The organism is Ruegeria sp. CE8 (genome assembly GCF_056537465.1).
Genome location: NZ_JBQFRP010000006.1, coordinates 94,614 through 111,499, shown reverse-complemented (window position 1 = coordinate 111,499; position 16,886 = coordinate 94,614). Strand labels below are relative to the sequence as shown.

Annotated in this window: 17 protein-coding genes; 5 read left to right on the top strand and 12 right to left on the bottom strand. The window is 58.4% G+C overall.

Features of this window, described 5'->3' with window-relative positions; genetic code table 11:
• Positions 1-2 precede the first annotated feature (2 nt).
• Both ACR0AA_RS11985 and trhO read right to left on the bottom strand, forming a co-directional pair.
• The gene (locus ACR0AA_RS11985; protein ID WP_480756132.1) at positions 3-506 is read right to left on the bottom strand and encodes an ion channel; all 504 of its coding nucleotides are present in this window, start codon (positions 504-506) and stop codon (positions 3-5) included.
• 75 nt (positions 507-581) lie between these two features.
• Positions 582-1,487 carry an oxygen-dependent tRNA uridine(34) hydroxylase TrhO gene (gene trhO / locus ACR0AA_RS11980; protein WP_480664948.1) on the bottom strand — a complete coding sequence of 302 codons (906 nt, stop codon included), beginning with the start codon at positions 1,485-1,487 and terminating at the stop codon, positions 582-584.
• Between the two features lie 96 nt (positions 1,488-1,583).
• Here trhO and pncA point away from each other — a divergent pair, with 96 nt between their 5' ends.
• Complete coding sequence (pncA, locus tag ACR0AA_RS11975) at positions 1,584-2,177, top strand: bifunctional nicotinamidase/pyrazinamidase (RefSeq protein ID WP_480664947.1); 594 nt, start codon at positions 1,584-1,586, stop codon at positions 2,175-2,177.
• On the opposite strand, the gene ACR0AA_RS11970 is transcribed toward pncA, so the two are convergent.
• Positions 2,174-2,707 carry a hypothetical protein gene (locus ACR0AA_RS11970; RefSeq protein WP_480664946.1) on the bottom strand — a complete coding sequence of 178 codons (534 nt, stop codon included), beginning with the start codon at positions 2,705-2,707 and terminating at the stop codon, positions 2,174-2,176. The two genes, pncA and ACR0AA_RS11970, sit on opposite strands and share 4 nt — an antisense overlap.
• A gap of 165 nt (positions 2,708-2,872) precedes the next feature.
• On the opposite strand from ACR0AA_RS11970, the gene pncB reads away from it, so the two are divergent.
• Complete coding sequence (gene pncB / locus ACR0AA_RS11965) at positions 2,873-4,165, top strand: nicotinate phosphoribosyltransferase (RefSeq protein WP_480664945.1); 1,293 nt, start codon at positions 2,873-2,875, stop codon at positions 4,163-4,165.
• Positions 4,166-4,168: 3 nt separating this feature from the next.
• On the opposite strand, the gene ACR0AA_RS11960 is transcribed toward pncB, so the two are convergent.
• The 6 genes from ACR0AA_RS11960 to ACR0AA_RS11935 are packed head-to-tail and all read right to left on the bottom strand — an operon-like array spanning position 4,169 to position 11,667.
• The gene (locus ACR0AA_RS11960) at positions 4,169-5,620 is read right to left on the bottom strand and encodes an aldehyde dehydrogenase family protein (protein WP_480664944.1); all 1,452 of its coding nucleotides are present in this window, start codon (positions 5,618-5,620) and stop codon (positions 4,169-4,171) included.
• 34 nt (positions 5,621-5,654) lie between these two features.
• Positions 5,655-7,253 (bottom strand): ABC transporter ATP-binding protein, encoded by a 1,599-nt coding sequence (locus ACR0AA_RS11955; RefSeq protein WP_480756131.1) that lies wholly within the window; start codon positions 7,251-7,253, stop codon positions 5,655-5,657.
• Positions 7,250-8,065, bottom strand: a complete 816-nt coding sequence (locus ACR0AA_RS11950; RefSeq protein WP_480664942.1) for an ABC transporter permease — start codon at positions 8,063-8,065, stop codon at positions 7,250-7,252. Before ACR0AA_RS11950 ends, ACR0AA_RS11955 begins: the two co-directional genes overlap by 4 nt.
• A complete protein-coding gene (locus ACR0AA_RS11945; RefSeq protein WP_480664941.1) occupies positions 8,062-9,009 on the bottom strand; it encodes an ABC transporter permease in 948 nt (315 codons plus the stop codon). Before ACR0AA_RS11945 ends, ACR0AA_RS11950 begins: the two co-directional genes overlap by 4 nt.
• A 40-nt stretch (positions 9,010-9,049) precedes the next feature.
• Positions 9,050-10,120 (bottom strand): ligand-gated ion channel, encoded by a 1,071-nt coding sequence (locus ACR0AA_RS11940; RefSeq protein WP_480664940.1) that lies wholly within the window; start codon positions 10,118-10,120, stop codon positions 9,050-9,052.
• A gap of 59 nt (positions 10,121-10,179) precedes the next feature.
• Positions 10,180-11,667 carry an ABC transporter substrate-binding protein gene (locus tag ACR0AA_RS11935; protein ID WP_480756130.1) on the bottom strand — a complete coding sequence of 496 codons (1,488 nt, stop codon included), beginning with the start codon at positions 11,665-11,667 and terminating at the stop codon, positions 10,180-10,182.
• Positions 11,668-11,837: 170 nt separating this feature from the next.
• On the opposite strand from ACR0AA_RS11935, the gene panB reads away from it, so the two are divergent.
• The 3 genes from panB to glpK all read left to right on the top strand — a co-directional run bounded on the left by panB (position 11,838) and on the right by glpK (position 15,061).
• Complete coding sequence (gene panB, locus ACR0AA_RS11930) at positions 11,838-12,677, top strand: 3-methyl-2-oxobutanoate hydroxymethyltransferase (protein ID WP_480664938.1); 840 nt, start codon at positions 11,838-11,840, stop codon at positions 12,675-12,677.
• Positions 12,674-13,516, top strand: coding sequence for a pantoate--beta-alanine ligase (gene panC / locus ACR0AA_RS11925; RefSeq protein ID WP_480756129.1), 843 nt, complete (start codon positions 12,674-12,676; stop codon positions 13,514-13,516). Before panB ends, panC begins: the two co-directional genes overlap by 4 nt.
• 66 nt (positions 13,517-13,582) lie before the next feature.
• Positions 13,583-15,061 carry a glycerol kinase GlpK gene (gene glpK, locus ACR0AA_RS11920; protein WP_480756128.1) on the top strand — a complete coding sequence of 493 codons (1,479 nt, stop codon included), beginning with the start codon at positions 13,583-13,585 and terminating at the stop codon, positions 15,059-15,061.
• A 13-nt stretch (positions 15,062-15,074) separates the two neighbouring features.
• Here glpK and smpB read toward each other — a convergent pair whose 3' ends face one another.
• From smpB to ACR0AA_RS11905, 3 genes are all read right to left on the bottom strand, one after another.
• Positions 15,075-15,557 (bottom strand): SsrA-binding protein SmpB, encoded by a 483-nt coding sequence (gene smpB, locus ACR0AA_RS11915; RefSeq protein WP_170382128.1) that lies wholly within the window; start codon positions 15,555-15,557, stop codon positions 15,075-15,077.
• 47 nt (positions 15,558-15,604) lie between these two features.
• The gene (gene idi, locus ACR0AA_RS11910) at positions 15,605-16,147 is read right to left on the bottom strand and encodes an isopentenyl-diphosphate Delta-isomerase (RefSeq protein ID WP_239343416.1); all 543 of its coding nucleotides are present in this window, start codon (positions 16,145-16,147) and stop codon (positions 15,605-15,607) included.
• A gap of 208 nt (positions 16,148-16,355) precedes the next feature.
• Positions 16,356-16,769, bottom strand: a complete 414-nt coding sequence (locus tag ACR0AA_RS11905; protein WP_480664935.1) for a c-type cytochrome — start codon at positions 16,767-16,769, stop codon at positions 16,356-16,358.
• Positions 16,770-16,886 lie beyond the last annotated feature (117 nt).

Sequence of the window (16,886 nt, the reverse complement as noted above, 5' to 3'; positions counted from 1 at the left end):
TGTCACGTTCGGGTGTGGCTGCGGGCATAGATTCCGACTGCGGCCGCAACGAACAACCCAAGCAGAATATATCCGGTGATCGCCTCGGCCACGGCCAGCCCCCGGCACAGACCCGCGGGGTGCAGATCGCCAAAGCCGACGGTCGTGAAGGTTACATACGAGAAGTACAGAACATCCGATGGCCCCTTTGCGCCGACAATGCATAGATCGTAGTACCCGAACGATCCGTAAACAGCCGCGAACAGGAACGGGACGACCTGAATAAAAGAGATTCCCATCAGCAACAGCTGCCGCTTGGGCGATTTAACCTGAGTCATGTAGTACCAGGTTTGCGAAATCAGCCAGAGCACCAGCAACACGGTTGTCGCTGTACCGATCCTGTCACCCGCAGTGGCCTCGCTCAGCCGTGAAAACCCATACCATGCCAGAAAGCTGACAATGACCAGACCAAGAGCTGCGACCAGTGTCGACTTCCATTCATCCAGGGTTTTCGGGTCGCTGTGCATGGACTCTCCGGTGTTTAAGGCCTGACAGGATCATCAGGAATCAGGCTTGCGCCCGCAACCCTTAACAATTGGCGACTATTCGGTCCCAAGATGTTCCTGACCGCGCCGACGCGCCAGCAGGATCTGTTTCTGACGCTCGCGAAAACGGGCTTTGTCGGCTTCCGAGGTCTCATCGATACATTGATGGCACGATACGCCATGCTCGTATTCCGGCCGCTTCATGTCCTCGGGCAGGATCGGACGGCGGCAGCCGTGGCACAGATTGTGCGGCCCTTCGACCAGCCCGTGCCCGACGGAGACGCGGTTGTCGAAGACGAAGCACTCACCCTGCCAGGTGCTGTCCTCGGCAGGCATCTCTTCGAGATAGCGTAGGATGCCGCCCTTTAGGTGATACACGTCCTCGACCCCCTGCCCCAGCAGGTAGTTGGTCGATTTCTCACAGCGGATGCCGCCGGTGCAGAACATGGCCACGCGCTTGTTGTGAAAGCGGTCCTTGTTTTTTTCCCACCATTGCGGGAAATCGCGGAAACTGGCCGTTTCAGGGTCTATCGCGCCCTCAAACGTACCAATCGCCACCTCATAGTCGTTACGTGTGTCGATCACCACCACATCATCGGATCGGATCAGATCGTTCCAATCCTCGGGCTCGACATAGTTGCCGACGCGGGCGCGCGGATCGACATCCGGCTGGCCCATGGTAACGATCTCTTTCTTCAGGCGTACCTTCATCTTGCCAAAGGGCGGGTGGTCGGAAGTCGCCTCTTTCCACTCAAGATCGGCGCATCCGGGCAGAGCCTTGATATGGGCCAGAACCGCATCGATCCCGGCGCGGGGTCCGGCGATGGTGCCGTTAATTCCCTCGGCGGCCAGCAACAGTGTACCTTTCACCGATTGCGCACGGCAAAGATCCAGCAGCGGTTCGCGCAAGGCAACGTGATCCGCGAAACGGGTAAAGTGATAAAGAGCAGCGATCGTATACATGCGCGCGGTCTAAACCTGCTGATCAAGAGTCGCAAGGGACCGGATTGACGCCTACCGCCCAGCCCCCTACCGATAAGACAATGCGAGGAGACCCCGATGACCCATGCCCTGATTGTAGTCGACGTTCAAAACGACTTTTGCCCCGGCGGAGCGCTGGCCGTACCCGGAGGCGACGAAATCGTAGCGCCCATCAACGCGATGATGGACGAGTTCGACACCGTGATCCTGACGCAGGACTGGCACCCGGCCGGGCATTCATCCTTCGCCAGCGAACATGACGACAAGGGCCCCTTTGACGTGACCGACATGCATTACGGACCACAGGTTCTGTGGCCGGATCACTGTGTTCAGGGCACCGAAGGCGCAAGCTTTCATCCGGACCTGAAAACGCACGCTGATCTGGTCATTCGAAAAGGGTTTCGGCCCGGCATCGACAGTTACTCGGCGTTTTTCGAAAACGATCAGAAGACACCGACTGGATTGGAAGGGTATTTGAAATCACGCGGCATCACCAAGCTGACCCTTGTTGGTCTGGCGACGGATTTCTGCGTGCATTTCTCAGCCGTAGATGCAGCCCGGCTGGGTTTTGACGTCACCGTTCGTTTGGATGCTTGCCGGGCGATTGACCTCGACGGTTCTTTGGCAGCGGCAGAGGCTGCGATGCGTGATGCTGGCGTTAAGCTGATCTAAGGCGCGGAACCTTTTTCGGCAAGATACCTGAGCACTGCAAACAAGATCACCGCCAGTCCTAATGCGATGCCAATTCGTCCCGGCAATGTCCGGCGCTCCGGCGTCGCAGGTGATTTATAGCGTGGGTTAGGTGTCCAATTTTCGACTGTCTGGCGTTGACCATTGCGCGGTTTGGCCGTTCTGACGTCGTCCAAAAAGCCATGGAAATCGAACTCGCCGCAATACTCGCCCTGAATTCCCATTTCGCGAATATTGGCGAATAACGCGCGTAAAATCCGCTCACGTTCGGCTGCATCCCGGGGAGGATAGAACCCATGGCTCTGGTCACTGCCAGTGGATTCCAGATCGAAACCGGCATCCTGAAAGATCTTACGGATTTTCGGCGACGCAGCTCTCAGGGCGTCTGCGGTTTTGACATTCCGAAACCGCGCGCGTACCCCCGCGCCGCTCGACGCGTCGGATTGCCCTGAATTGGGGTCTATATCCCGCTGTTCACCAACAACGATGTCAAAATCGTACTCGAGAACCATTCACCAACTTAACCTCGTTCAACCATCCCTTTCTTTTCACTAAACGGTGAAAAGATCACACAATATGCTCGGATTGTGACCTGACCTTGTCATTGTCATCATTCTAGCGACTCTTGCCAATCCACGCACCGATTGATCTAACACTGGAAATCGCAGGAGTTCCCCATGGTCGATATTGCGACGCGTGTGTACAATCATAAATGGAAGATTGACCCGATTGTACGGTCTTTAATCGACACAGATTTCTACAAACTGCTGATGTGCCAGTCAGTGTTTCGAAATAAGCCCCAAACGGACGTGGCTTTTTCGCTGATTAACCGGTCGAATCACATTCCATTGGCCAAACTCATCGACGAAGGCGAGTTGCGCGAGCAGCTGGACCATATCCGCTCGCTCAGCCTCAGCCGGGGGGAAAGTACCTGGCTGCGGGGGAACACGTTCTATGGCAAACGCCAGATGTTCCGCTCGGATTTCATGGAATGGTTCGAAAACCTGCGCCTGCCACCTTATCACCTGGAACGGAAGGGTGATCAGTACGAGCTGACATTCGAGGGCAAGTGGCACGAGGTCATGCTGTGGGAAATCCCTGCCCTGGCGGTTTTGATGGAGTTACGCTCGCGCGCGGTGCTGAACGACATGCGGCGGTTCGAGCTGCAGGTGCTTTATGCCCGCGCCATGACCCGCGTTTGGGAGAAAATCGAGAATCTCCGGGAAATTGACGGACTTGGCATCGCCGATTTCGGGACCCGCCGCAGACACAGCTTCCTGTGGCAGGACTGGTGCGTCCAGGCCATGATCGAAGGGCTGGGTCCGGCCTTTACCGGCACATCGAACTGTCTGATCGCCATGCGGCGTGAAGTTGAGGCCATCGGCACCAATGCACACGAATTGCCCATGGTATATAGCGCCCTGGCCGAAGACGACTCTGAACTGGCGCAAGCGCCCTATGACGTTCTCAGCGATTGGCACGAGGAACATGACGGCAATCTGCGCATCATTCTGCCTGACACCTATGGGACTGAAGGTTTTCTGGATCGCGCGCCAGACTGGCTGGCGGGATGGACCGGTATCCGGATCGACAGCGGCGATCCGGCTGCGGGCGCGGAAACAGCAATCAAATGGTGGAAATCGCGCGGCGAAGTCCCGATGGAAAAGCGCGTGATTTTCTCGGACGGTCTGGATGTCGACAAGATCCGCGAACTGCACACGCAGTTTGCCCAACGGACCAAGGTGTCATTTGGCTGGGGCACATTGCTGACCAACGATTTCCGTGGGCTTGTGCCAAATGATGCGCTGGCGCCGTTCTCTCTGGTCTGCAAAGCGGTTTCCGCCAATGGTCGGCCAACTGTGAAACTGTCGGACAACCCCGAAAAGGCGATGGGTCCCAAGGATGAGATCGAACGCTATAAACGCGTGTTTGGAGTGGGTGCACAAGAGGCGATCAAGGTCATCGTTTAGGCTCTAACCATGGTAAGCTGCGACCGTTTTGAGCTGTGAGAACCCATAAAGCGCCTCAAAACCCTTTTCGCGGCCATGGCCGGATTTGCCCACGCCACCAAACGGCAGTTCTACCCCGCCGCCTGCGCCATAGTTATTGATAAACACCTGCCCCGAGTGCAGACGTTTTGCCAACCGCATCTGCCGTGCCCCGTCGCGGGTCCAAATGCTGGCGACCAGCCCGTAATCGGTACCGTTGGCTATTCGGATCGCGTCATCTTCGGTGTCAAACGGGATCAGAACCTGAACCGGGCCAAAGATTTCATTTTTGGCCAGTGTGTGGTCGGGCGGAACGTCAGCAAATAGGGTGGGTAAAACATATGCCCCCTCTGACGGGGCTCCGTCGACGATCCGCCCTTGTCCGGCAACCGCCAGATTCGCGCCTTTGGCCAGAAAGCCAGAAACGATGTCCTTTTGACGGGCAGATATCAACGGGCCAACCCGCAGATCGTCCTGCGCAGGGCCAACGGTCAGACCCACATAGGCTTCAGCCATTCGTTGCCGGACCTGTTCATATACACCCCGCTGCACCAGGATGCGCGACGAGGCCGAACAGGTCTGTCCTGCGTTCTGGATCCCGGCGTTCACCAGAAATGGCAGGGCGGCATCCAAATCGGCATCGTCAAAGACCAGCTGCGGCGACTTCCCTCCAAGCTCCAACGTCACCGGCACGACGTTTCGCCCCGCAGCCTGCTGGACCAACGCCCCAGTGGCGACCGAACCGGTAAACGAGATATGGTGCACGCCCGGATGACCCGACAGCGCAGCCCCGGCCTCGGCCCCCAAACCGGGTACAACATTCAAGGCGCCGGCGGGCAAACCAGCCTCTTGTGCCAGATGCGCAAAGGCCAGCGCGGTCAGGCAGGCCTCTTCCGCAGGTTTCAGAACACACGCATTGCCCATCGCCAGCGCGGCACCGACTGAACGGCCAATGATCTGCATTGGATAGTTCCACGGCACGATATGCCCTGTCACGCCGTGCGGCTCACGCAAAGTATAGACGGTATAACCGTCCAAGTACGGAATGGTCTCGCCCATGACCTTGTCCGCAGCGCCACCGTAGAATTCACAATACCGCGCCAGAGCCACGGCATCTGCCCGCGCCTGAGTCAGCGGCTTGCCCACATCCATGGCCTCAAGCGCCGCCAATTCATCAACGCGAGCGGTCACCAACTGCCCCAGTCGGGTCAGGATGCGGCCGCGTTCCAGCGCCGTCATGCGCCCCCATTCACCATCAAGCGCGGCCTGTGCCGCGGTGACGGCCGCGTCCACATCCTGCGTATCACCCGCTGCGATCCGGGAGATTTCCGAACCGTCCGAAGGGTTGATCAGCGGCAAAGTCTTTTGCGACGCAAGCGCAATCCAATTGCCGCCAATCAGACAAAGGCTGGGATCAAACCAAAGAGGGCTGGACATGTGACACTCCTAATTCGGCTCTAAAACAGGGTTTTCATGCTACGTCCTGACCAATATCCGGCAAAACCGGCGCAGCATTGATCAGGTCTTTCGTGTATTGGTGTTGCGGATCAGAAAAGACGGTTTCCGTGTTCCCTTCTTCCACAATCTTACCAGCCCGCATCACCATAACGCGATCGGTAATGGTACGAACGACGCTCAGATCGTGGCTGATGAACAGGTAGGTCAAGTCATAGGCTTCGCACAATTCGGCCAACAGATCGAGGATCTGCGCCCGGACCGACACGTCCAGGGCCGAGACCGCCTCATCAAACAGGATCAGTTCCGGGCGGATGATCAAGGCACGCGCGATGGCGATCCGCTGCCGTTGACCGCCCGAAAACTCATGGATGTACTTTCCCATGTCATCCGGGCTCAGACCCACGGCCGTCAGCATTTCTGCGATCCGGTCCTCCATTTCCCTTCCTTTTGGTGGGGAGTCGAGCAGGTGAAACGGCTCAGTTACCAGGCGGGCAACGCGATGACGCGGGTTGAAACTGCCATAGGGGTCCTGAAAGACCACCTGCATCTTGCGGCGCACCGCCAGATTGGGCTTGTGGCCGGAAAATACTGGTTGGCCGTCCAGTCGAATATCGCCGCCCTGAACCTCCTCCAGCCCCAAAATCGCCCGTGTTAGGGTCGATTTTCCGCATCCAGATTCTCCGACCAACCCCAGGCGCTCGCCTCGGTTGAGGGTAAAGCTGACGCTATCCACGGCCCGGTGTTGCTGTGGCATATCGAACAGACGTTTCCGAGGCAATCGGTAGTCGCGCACGACATTGGTCACCTCAAGCAGCGGTTGCGATTGCGCGGTTTCGGGCAACGCCACCTGATGGCCCGAGGCCTCGAACAGCATGCGAGTGTATGGATGCTGCATGTGGCGCAACAGATGACCGGTCGCACCGGATTCAACCACTTCGCCATGACGCATCACAACGATCTGATCGGCCATGTCCGCAACGACGGCCAGATCATGGGTGATCATCAGCAGGCCCATGCCAAATTCTGAAACCAATCCTTTGAGCAGATCAAGAATTTGCGCCTGCGTTGTCACGTCCAGCGCGGTGGTCGGTTCGTCCGCGATCAGAAGTTTGGGGCGCAAGGCGATGGCCATGGCGATCACGACGCGTTGGCGCTGGCCACCGGACAATTCGTGCGGAAAGCGTGACAGGGGAAACCGATCCGTTGGCAATCCGACGCGGGTCAGAACTTCCTCAGCTCGGTCGCGGGCCTGCGCGCGCGGCATGGCCTTGTGGATCAGGATGGTTTCCATCACCTGATCTCCGATGGTTTTGACAGGGTTCAGGGCGGTCATCGGTTCCTGAAACACCATGCCAATCGAGGCGCCACGCAGGGCGCACATATCATCCTCAGGAAGTTTCAGCAGATCAAGGCCGTTCAATCGAATGGTGCCATCCGTTTCAGCCCCGTTCGGCAAAAGCTGCATCACCGCGAGCGCCGTCATCGACTTGCCCGATCCACTTTCCCCCGTCACCGCCACGATCTGACCCGGTGCGATGGACAAGTTAACCTGGTTCAGGATGTCCGTCTCGTGAATGGACAGCGACAGGTTTTCGATCTGAAGCAAACTCATACGCGCGCCACCCTGATCCGGGGGTCCAGCCAATCGCGCAATCCGTCGCCCAAGAGGTTCAGCCCCAGGACCGTGACGATAATCGCCAGACCGGGAATCAGAGCCAAATGCGGGGCAAAACTGAACATCGTCTGCGCGTCAGCCAGCATTCGGCCCCAGCTGGGCGTCGGTGGTTGCGCCCCCAGACCAACATAGGACAGGCCAGCCTCCGCCAGAATTCCCAGTGAGAACTGGATAGTCCCCTGAACGATCAGCAGGTTGGCCACATTGGGCAGGATATGCTCGGCCGATATCCGTGCAGCCCCTTTGCCCGAGACGCGCGCTGCAAGGATGAATTCGCGCTCCCACAAAGATAGGGCAGCACCACGGGTGATCCGCGCGAAGACAGGGACATTGAAGATACCGATTGCGATGATGGCGTTGATGGCTCCGGCGCCGAACACGGCAGTGATCAGGATTGCAATGACCAGCGAAGGGAAGGCAAAGACCAGATCGTTTCCGCGCATGATCAACTCGTCCAGCCAGGATCCCTTGCGCGCGGCGGCTGTCAGGCCAAGGGGCACGCCCAGCGCCATGCCGATACCAACCGCCACCAGTGCCACCGCAATAGAGGTGCGCGCGCCGACCATGATCATCGAGAACATGTCGCGGCCAAAATGATCCGTGCCGAACCAGTGCTGCGCGTTTGGCGGTTTCAGCTTGTCAGGAATGTTCAGCGCGGCGTAGTCGTAGGGTGTCCAGACAAATGACACCAGCGCTGCCAGCAGGACCAGCGATGACAGGCATGCGCCAAGGATCAGGTTGCGGCTCATGTCCGGCTCCTTAACCTTGGATCAACGGCAGCGTAGGCCAGATCGACCAGAAAATTCACGGTGATAACGGCAAAGACCAACAGCATGACCACGGATTCAACCACGATCAGATCGCGGGCCGAGATCGCCTGAAACACCAGCCGTCCGAGGCCGGGCAGATAGAAGACCTGTTCGATGATGATCGATCCCGCCAATAGGAAGGAAAACTGCAGCCCTATGATGGTCAGGACCGGGATCAGCGCATTGCGCACCCCGTGCCGCCACAGCGCCTGACGGCGCGAAAGCCCTTTGGCCCGCGCGGTGCGCATGAAATCCTCGCCCAGGATATCCAGAAGGGACGACCGCATGACCCGCGCCAGAATGGCGGCCTGTGGCAGGGCCAGCGCGACGGCAGGCAACGTCAAGGAATGCAGTCCTGTCCAGACGCCCTTGTCCCAGCCTGCGAACCCTCCGGCGTTGAACCAGCGCAGGTTGATCGCGAAGATCAGGACCAGCATCATCGCGAACCAGAAATTTGGCACCGCGATCCCCAGCTGTGTCGCTCCCATCACCGTTAGATCACCCGGTTTTCCCCGACGCGCGGCGGCGTAGATGCCCACCGGAAATGCGATCGCAGTAGAGAGCGTGAGAGCATACAGCGCCAAGGGCAAAGAGACCCACATCCGGTCCGCGATCATCTGCGAAACAGGTGTGCGATAGGTGTAGGACGTACCGAAATCCCCCACAACCATCCCGCCGATCCAATTGAAATAACGCTGAACCTTGGAAACATCCAAACCCAGTTCTGCCCGCAGGGCGGCCAGCGTATCTTCCTGCGCGTTGACACCCAGCATGAAGGATGCCGGATCACCCGGTGCCACCTCAATCACGGCGAAGATCACCACCGAGGCAACAGCCAGGCTGATTATCAGCGATATCAGACGTTTGAGGGCATAGCGAAGCATTGAGGCCACGTTAGGGTCACATGTGGCGCGGGTCCAGCACCTATGGCACCAGAAGATAGGCAAATACCGCGTAACCGACGATCGCGGCATAGCCCAGCGGATAGATCCACTTGATCGCGTAATTGTCCAGCTTGCGCGCGCCTGTCTCGCGGCCCGAGACCTTCAGCTTGCGCAGGGCGACATTGAACACGATCAGCGCCCCGGTCATCAGGAACATGCACTGAAGAATGAAATCCAGAAAAGTCAGATAGCCCAACTTTGGCAGGTCCGCGGATATGGCCCAGTTGAAGGCCACAAACACCAGCAGATTGCCCCCCGCGATTTCGATCCGCCGACGATATTCATCCAGAAAAAACAGCGCCCAACCGACCGTGATCAGCACCAGCATCGGCAGGAACACTCGGATAACGTAGTAGGTCAGGTGCCGGTGCCCCTCAAACACCAGAGCGACCTGATCGCTGTCCTGTCCGGACAAGCCGGTCACCTGAGAGGTCTCAATTCGCGCATTTTCAAGAATCCACTCCTCCTCGCCCAGCAAATCCCCAAGGCCCGAGAACTCTTCCAGCGGGTAATAGGACACATATTGGGACGGAAAGATCGAGACGACCTCGAAATGGAATTCCTGTGTGTCGAAGGGGTATTTGCGAAAATCAAAATGCGGTGCCTGCAATGTCAGCGAGGATTTTTCGACGTACAGCACACGCCCATCGTACCGCAATGAGGCTGCGGATTCGTGAATCCACTTGTTGGATTGTTGATTGTGAATAACGAAGGCGGGCACCACAGTCCCGATCTCTGCGGCGTGATCGGCCAGCGCCGGGGGATTAAACACCCGAATATCCCGCCCCACTTCTTGTGGATCAAAAGCCAGCGCCGGGTCGGTCCATTCCACACGCAGCACGACAACAGCGCCGTAATTCTCGGCCTTCTGGTCGACGCTGGTGATCTGATCGATCTTGATGCCGATCCCGACGTCCAATGGATTCTCGGGTGTGCCGACCAGAACGTCCAACCGATTGTCGAGAATGTTCTGCGCTCTGACCGGCCCCAGCGACGCTGCCATCATCGCGGCGGTCAAAATGGTCAGGGTCAGGGCACGAAACAAAGTCATCGCTAGTTTACTCAATACACAAGACGCAGGGACCCTGAACTATGGGTCCCTGCCCCAGATTACTCGGACCAGCTGATCTGTGTCAGGTCAATTGCTGCCGTAGGTGCGTTTTTCCAAAGCCCCTGCACTCCGGCTTTGGCCACGCCCAGCTTGGCCAGCTGGAACAGGTACCCGTTGACGTAGTCGTCCGAAATCAGACGCTGCGCCTCGCCCAGCAGGCGGGTGCGTTCTTCGGGGTCCGTGGTCGAATTCAACGTATCCATCAGCGCCTGAAAATCGGTGCTGTCATACTGGAAATAATAGTCAGGCCGCGCATAGATACCGATATCCATCGGCTCGGTATGGCTGACGATGGTCAGGCCAAAATCCTTGCCCTTGAATACAGTCTCAAGCCATTGGGCCCATTCAACATTGATGATATTGGCCGTGATCCCAACCTCGGCAAGCTGCGCTGCCACGATCTCACCTCCGCGCCGCGCGTAAGATGGGGGCGGCAGGTGCAGTGTGGTTTCAAACCCGTCGGCATAGCCCGCATCGGCCAGCAATTCCGCTGCTTTCTTGGGATCATAGGCCGAATTCCCGGTCAGATCGACATAGGCCGGATTGTGTGGCGCGAAATGGGTGCCGATGGGCGTGCCATAGTCAAACATCGCGCCATCAATGATCGCCTGGCGGTCGATGGCGTGGGCCAACGCTTGCCGCACCATGATGTCATCGAAGGGCGGCATCTTGTTGTTGGTGGACAAGATGGTCTCTCCTTCCGTCGAGCCGACAAGCACCTGAAAGCGCGGATCCGCCTCGAATTGCGGCAGGTTTTCCGGGGCCGGGAAATTGTCGAACACATCGATATCCTCAGCCATCATCGCCGCGAAAGCCGCCGTCGGGTCCGAGATGAATTTGAACGTAGCAGTCTCTAACGCAGGCTGTTCACCCCAATATTCCGGGTTCCGGTTCAGCGTGATGCTGTCGCCCTGCACCCATTCACCAAAGGTAAAGGCTCCGGTTCCAACCGGGTTGGTCTTGATGTTTTCAATACTCTCGGGCGCAACGATCACCGCGTCACCCCAGGCCAGATTGAACAGGAAATTGCCATTCGGTTCAGACAGGGTCACCTTAACGGTCAGCGGGTCGACGACCTCGACATTTTCGATCCCGGCGAACAGGGCTTTTTGCGCGTTTGCGCTGTCCTCTGACCGGGCGCGATCCAGACTGAACTTGACGTCCTCGGCGTCCATCGTGGTGCCGTCGTGGAAAGTCACTCCATCGTGCAGCTTGAAGGTATAGACTGTGCCGTCATCCGAAATCTCCCAGCTTTCCGCCAGGCCCGGGACCACCGATCCGTCGCCCATAAAGCGGGTCAGGCCTTCGAAGATATTGGTATAAACCACCGAATCGATGGCTTGCGCTGCGGCGCTGGTCGGGTCCAGATGCGGCGGCTCAAGCTGCATCGCGATCGTAATGTCGGATTTGGCGAAAACCTGTGTGCCAAACAGGCTGGCGCTGACTGCCAGCACCGATGCAAAGGACCGAAATGTCTGCTTTGTCATGTAAATATCTCCCCACTGAATCATGGAACCCTGTGATTTTTTGGGCCTTTCTGTAACCAATTTCCCTTTAAACCTTAGGTCATTCAAGGAAATGTTCGCGCAACCGGGGTTTCTATAGCCCGTTCCCTTCTGCTATGCCGCGCTGCAACATGACAACCGGAGGAGCGACGATGAGCGCCACGGCCCGCAAAAAAGCCCCGAACGCCGAGGATATTCGCGCCCGAAAAGGTGGCGATCCTCTGGTCAGCCTGACCGCCTATACAACACCGATGGCGCGGTTGATGGATGACCACTGCGATTTTGTCCTGGTGGGCGACAGCGTTGGCATGGTGCTGCATGGGTTGGAATCAACGCTGGGCGTGACGATGGAGATGATGGTGATGCACGGTCAGGCCGTTTCCCGTGGCCTGAACAAGGCGATGATGGTCATCGACATGCCCTTTGCCAGTTATGAGCACTCACCCTCTGAGGCCTTCCGCAACGCCGCCCGGCTGATGTCGGAAACCAGCGCTGGTGCGGTCAAGCTGGAGGGCGGCGTCGAAATGGCCGAGACTGTCCGCTTTCTGGTCAAGCGCGGTATCCCGGTGATGGCGCATATTGGTTTGACACCGCAATCGATCAACACGCTGGGTGGATACAAGGTTCAGGGTCGCGACGATCAGGCCGAGGCCGTTCTTGCCGATGCCCGGGCCGTTGCGGACGCGGGTGCGTTCTCGGTGGTGCTGGAAAAAGTACCGCAAGGTCTGGCTGATCAGATCACGGCTGAAATCGCCATCCCGACGATCGGCATCGGGGCATCGGCCGGATGCGACGGACAGATTCTGGTCGTGGACGACATGGTCGGCTTTTTCACCGCCTTCAAACCGAAATTCGTCAAACGCTATGCCGAGCTTGGCCCCTTGGCCGAAGCCGCCATTGCCGAATACGCCGCCGAGGTGCGCGCAAGAAGCTTTCCGGCGGACGAACATGTCTTTGCCGATCAGGCCCCGACCAAAGGACCCAATACATGACTGCCCCAATTCTGCGCCGTCTGGCCGACCTGCGTGCTCTGACCTCGGACTGGAAGCGCCAGAGCGAGGTGATCGGCGTTGTCCCGACCATGGGTGCATTGCATCAGGGCCACTTGTCTCTGGTCGAGGCCGCCAAGGCAGGTTGTGACCGCGTGGTGGTGACGATCTTCGTGAACCCCAAACAGTTCAACAACCCCGAAGATCTTGAGAAATATCCACGCACCGAAAACGAGGATGCGCAGAAATTGGCGCCTTACGGTGTCGACGCGATCTATGTTCCGGAACCCGAAGAAATCTATCCGCAGGGTTTTGCCACCACCGTCTCCGTCGCGGGGCTGACCGATGTGATGGAGGGGGAATTCCGCCCCGGCCATTTTGACGGCGTCGCCACGGTCGTGGCCAAGCTGTTCCTGCAAACGCAGGCGGATCGAGCCTATTTCGGGGAAAAAGACTATCAGCAGTTGATGATCGTGACCCGCATGGCCCGCGATCTGAACATTCCGACCGAAGTTGTCGGCTGCCCCACGGTGCGCGAGCCGTCCGGTCTGGCCATGTCCTCACGCAATCTGCGCCTGTCGCCCGAAGGGCTGGATATCGCCGCCAACAAGCACCGCATCATGCGGGGCCTAGCCAATGCCCTGAAAGATGGCGCGCAGTTCGATCAGTTGGCGGCACAAGCCGCGGCCGATCTGCTGGCCGCCGGATTCACGCAGGTGGAGTATGTGCAACTGCGCTGCGCCGAAACGCTGGAGCCTCTGACCCATGCAACCCAGCCTGCCCGGTTGTTTGCCGCAGCCTGGGCTGATGGTGTGCGGCTGATCGACAATATTCCTGTATGAACGCACTGGCACGTCTGTCATTGTTTGCGCTAAAGTCCCGCAAAACGACACGGGAGGGGCGCAGGCGTGACCTATATTCTTGCCATTGATCAGGGCACCACATCATCGCGGGCAATTCTGTTCGACGCAGACATGCAGCGCGCAGGCACGGCGCAGCAGGAATTCACCCAGCACTTCCCACAAGAAGGCTGGGTCGAACACGACGCCGAGGAAATCTGGACCAGTGTGCTGGCCGTCTGCCGCGAGGTGATGGAAACCACTGGCGTCACACCCGATCAGATCGCCGGTATCGGCATCACAAACCAGCGCGAAACCACTGTGGTCTGGGATCGCGCCACAGGTGAGCCCGTTCACAATGCCATCGTCTGGCAGGACCGCCGGACCGCCGAGATTTGCGCCCGCTACAAACAGGCCGGGTGCGAGGATGATGTGACCGGCCAGACCGGGCTGCTTCTGGACCCCTATTTCTCGGGCACCAAGGTCAAATGGCTGCTCGACACTGTTCCCGGCGCACGGGAACGGGCCGAGGCCGGAGAGCTATTGTTCGGCACCATCGACAGCTTTCTGATCTGGCGCCTGACCGAAGGCCGCAGTCACGCCACCGACGCGACCAACGCGGCCCGGACCCTACTGTTCGACATCCACAAAGGCACGTGGAGCAACGAGATTTGCGACCTACTGGACGTGCCGATGAGCATGCTGCCCGAGGTGCAGGATTGCGCCTCGGATTTCGGAGAAACGACTCTATTTGGGGGAAATATCCCGATTTTGGGCGTGGCAGGAGATCAGCAAGCGGCCACGATCGGGCAGGCCTGTTTCCAACCCGGCATGATGAAATCGACCTACGGCACGGGGTGTTTCGCGCTGCTGAACACGGGCGACAAGCCGGTTGAATCGAAAAACCGCCTGCTGACCACGATTGCCTATCAGCTGGACGGCAAACGGACCTATGCGCTGGAAGGCTCGATCTTTGTGGCGGGCGCTGCGGTGCAATGGCTGCGTGACGCGCTGCAAATCATCGAAACCGCCCCGGAAAGCGGCGAGCTGGCGCAGCAGGCCGACCCGAACCAGCATGTTGTTCTTGTGCCCGCGTTCACCGGCCTCGGCGCGCCCTATTGGAAACCCGACTGCCGGGGTGCGGTCTTCGGACTGACCCGCAACTCGGGCCGCGCCGAGTTCGCCAAAGCCACATTGGAAAGCATCGCCTACCAAACCCGCGACCTGTGGCATGCCATGCAGGGCGACTGGGGCGCGGATACCGACGTCACCTTGCGTGTAGACGGGGGCGCCAGTGCATCGGATTGGGCTATGCAGGGCTTGTCAGATTACCTGGGGGCTGAAGTCGACCGGCCGGTGATGCAGGAAACAACGGCTCTGGGCGCGGCGTGGCTGGCCGGGATGCAAGCCGGCATTTACCCGGACCAACAAGGTTTCTCGGAAACCTGGAAGTTGGACCGCCGGTTCAAACCAGAACTATCCGCCGAAGAACGTGACGCCGCCTATGATCGCTGGAAACGCGCCGTTTCCGCCGCAATGGCGTTCTGAGAGAAATGAAGGATCAGCTGTGATCCTTCATCAACCGCTGTTTCTGACGTGACCAGTCGCGCTTGGCCTGAGTCTCGCGCTTGTCGTGCAGCTTCTTGCCCTTTGCGATGCCGATTTTCAGCTTCGCCCGGCCCTTGTGGTTGAAATACAAAACCAGCGGTACCAGCGTCATGCCTTTGCGCTGGGTCGCGTTCCACAGATTCGACAGCTCTTTGCGGGACACCAGCAGTTTGCGACGGCGACGTTCTTCGTGCTTGAAGACCTTCGCCTGCTCATAGGGTGCGATATAGCTGTTGATCAGCCACAGCTCTCCGTCATCGACCGAGGCATAGCTTTCGGCAATGTTCGACCCGCCTGCGCGCAATGATTTGACCTCGGATCCTTCCAGCACGATGCCGCACTCGATATCCTCTTCGATCGCATAATCGAAGCGGGCACGCCGGTTTTCGGCGATGACTTTGTAATTCGGGTCAGTCTTCTGCTTTTGCTTGGCCATGACGCGTTGATTTATGCCGCTTGGGCGGCCCTTGCAAGGCGTAGCCGTCAGGACTTGGCCGAGATAATCAGATCGGGGCCGAAAATCGTGTCGGCGTGATTGTGCAGATAGATCTTGAGCCACGGCGTAAAGCGCTCGGGGTGGCGCTGCACTTCGGCCAGAAGATCGTGGTAGTCGGTCCATCGGATATCCATGACTTCTTCCGGATTAGGCTCGATTTTCAACGGGCCACGGACATGCGCCAGAAAGATGTCGACCACTTCGTGCTCGATCATGTTGTTGCCGACATCGGCGTGATATTCCAGCCGGTGACGGTATTCCGGGTACAGGCCGGTGATCCCCAATTCTTCTTTCAAACGCCGCACCGCGCATTCCGAGGGCGTCTCACCCCAGTCGGGATGGGTGCAGCACGTATTCGCCCAAAGACCCGGGGTGTGATATTTGCCCATGGCCCGGCGCTGCAGCAAAATCTCGGTGCCGCGCACCACGAAGACCGACACCGCCTTGTGCCGCAGGCCCTTTTCATGCGCCTCAAGCTTGTCTACGGGGGTCAACTCGCCATCAACCCAGGCCGGGATCATGATTCCCATCTGTCGTCTCCTGCTGCCGATCCGCCTGAAGGGCCAGACCTTCGAAATTGGCTGCGGCCGGTTCGGCTTGGCTCTGCGAAGCCATGCGTGCGATGCATGAAAAACTGCGCGCGACCAAGGTGGCGCTGATCCACAAGGTTATCAAGCGCACGAAAGGCCGCAGGGGCTGCGGCCTTTTGTAACCTCATGAGGTGCGAAATCTCAGGCGTTATTCGCCGGAAACGCTGACGATATAGGCGTAGACGTCTTCGGCACCCTTCTTCAGCTTGAATGTCATCTTGGACTTGGCCGAGGTTTCACCCAGATAATCTTTCAGGAACGCTTTGGGGTCCTGAGCATATTCCACAAAGGTGGCCTCGTCCCAGACCAGGCCGTTTTCGCCTGCGGCAACGATGCTGTCGCCATATTTGAACCCTTCGACGGTTCCGGCAGTCCGGCCGGCGATTCCGTAGAGGTTTGGACCGGTCTTACCGCCTTTGACGATTACTTCACCTTCCGGGTCAGCAATCTGGTGGCAGGATTTACACTTGTTGAAGGTCTTCTGGCCGGCGTCAGCGTCACCTTCTGCATATGCGGGAAGGGCCAGAAGGCCGACGATTGCGGTCGCGAGGATGCGATTCATAGCTTTTGCTCCGATACGAATTGGCTGCACCGAATGGACCGTCGGCGCAAAAAAGAGTCAACGCGCAGATTGCCGCGCGAGGGCACTGTGCCACTGCGGCATATAGGCCGTCCTTAA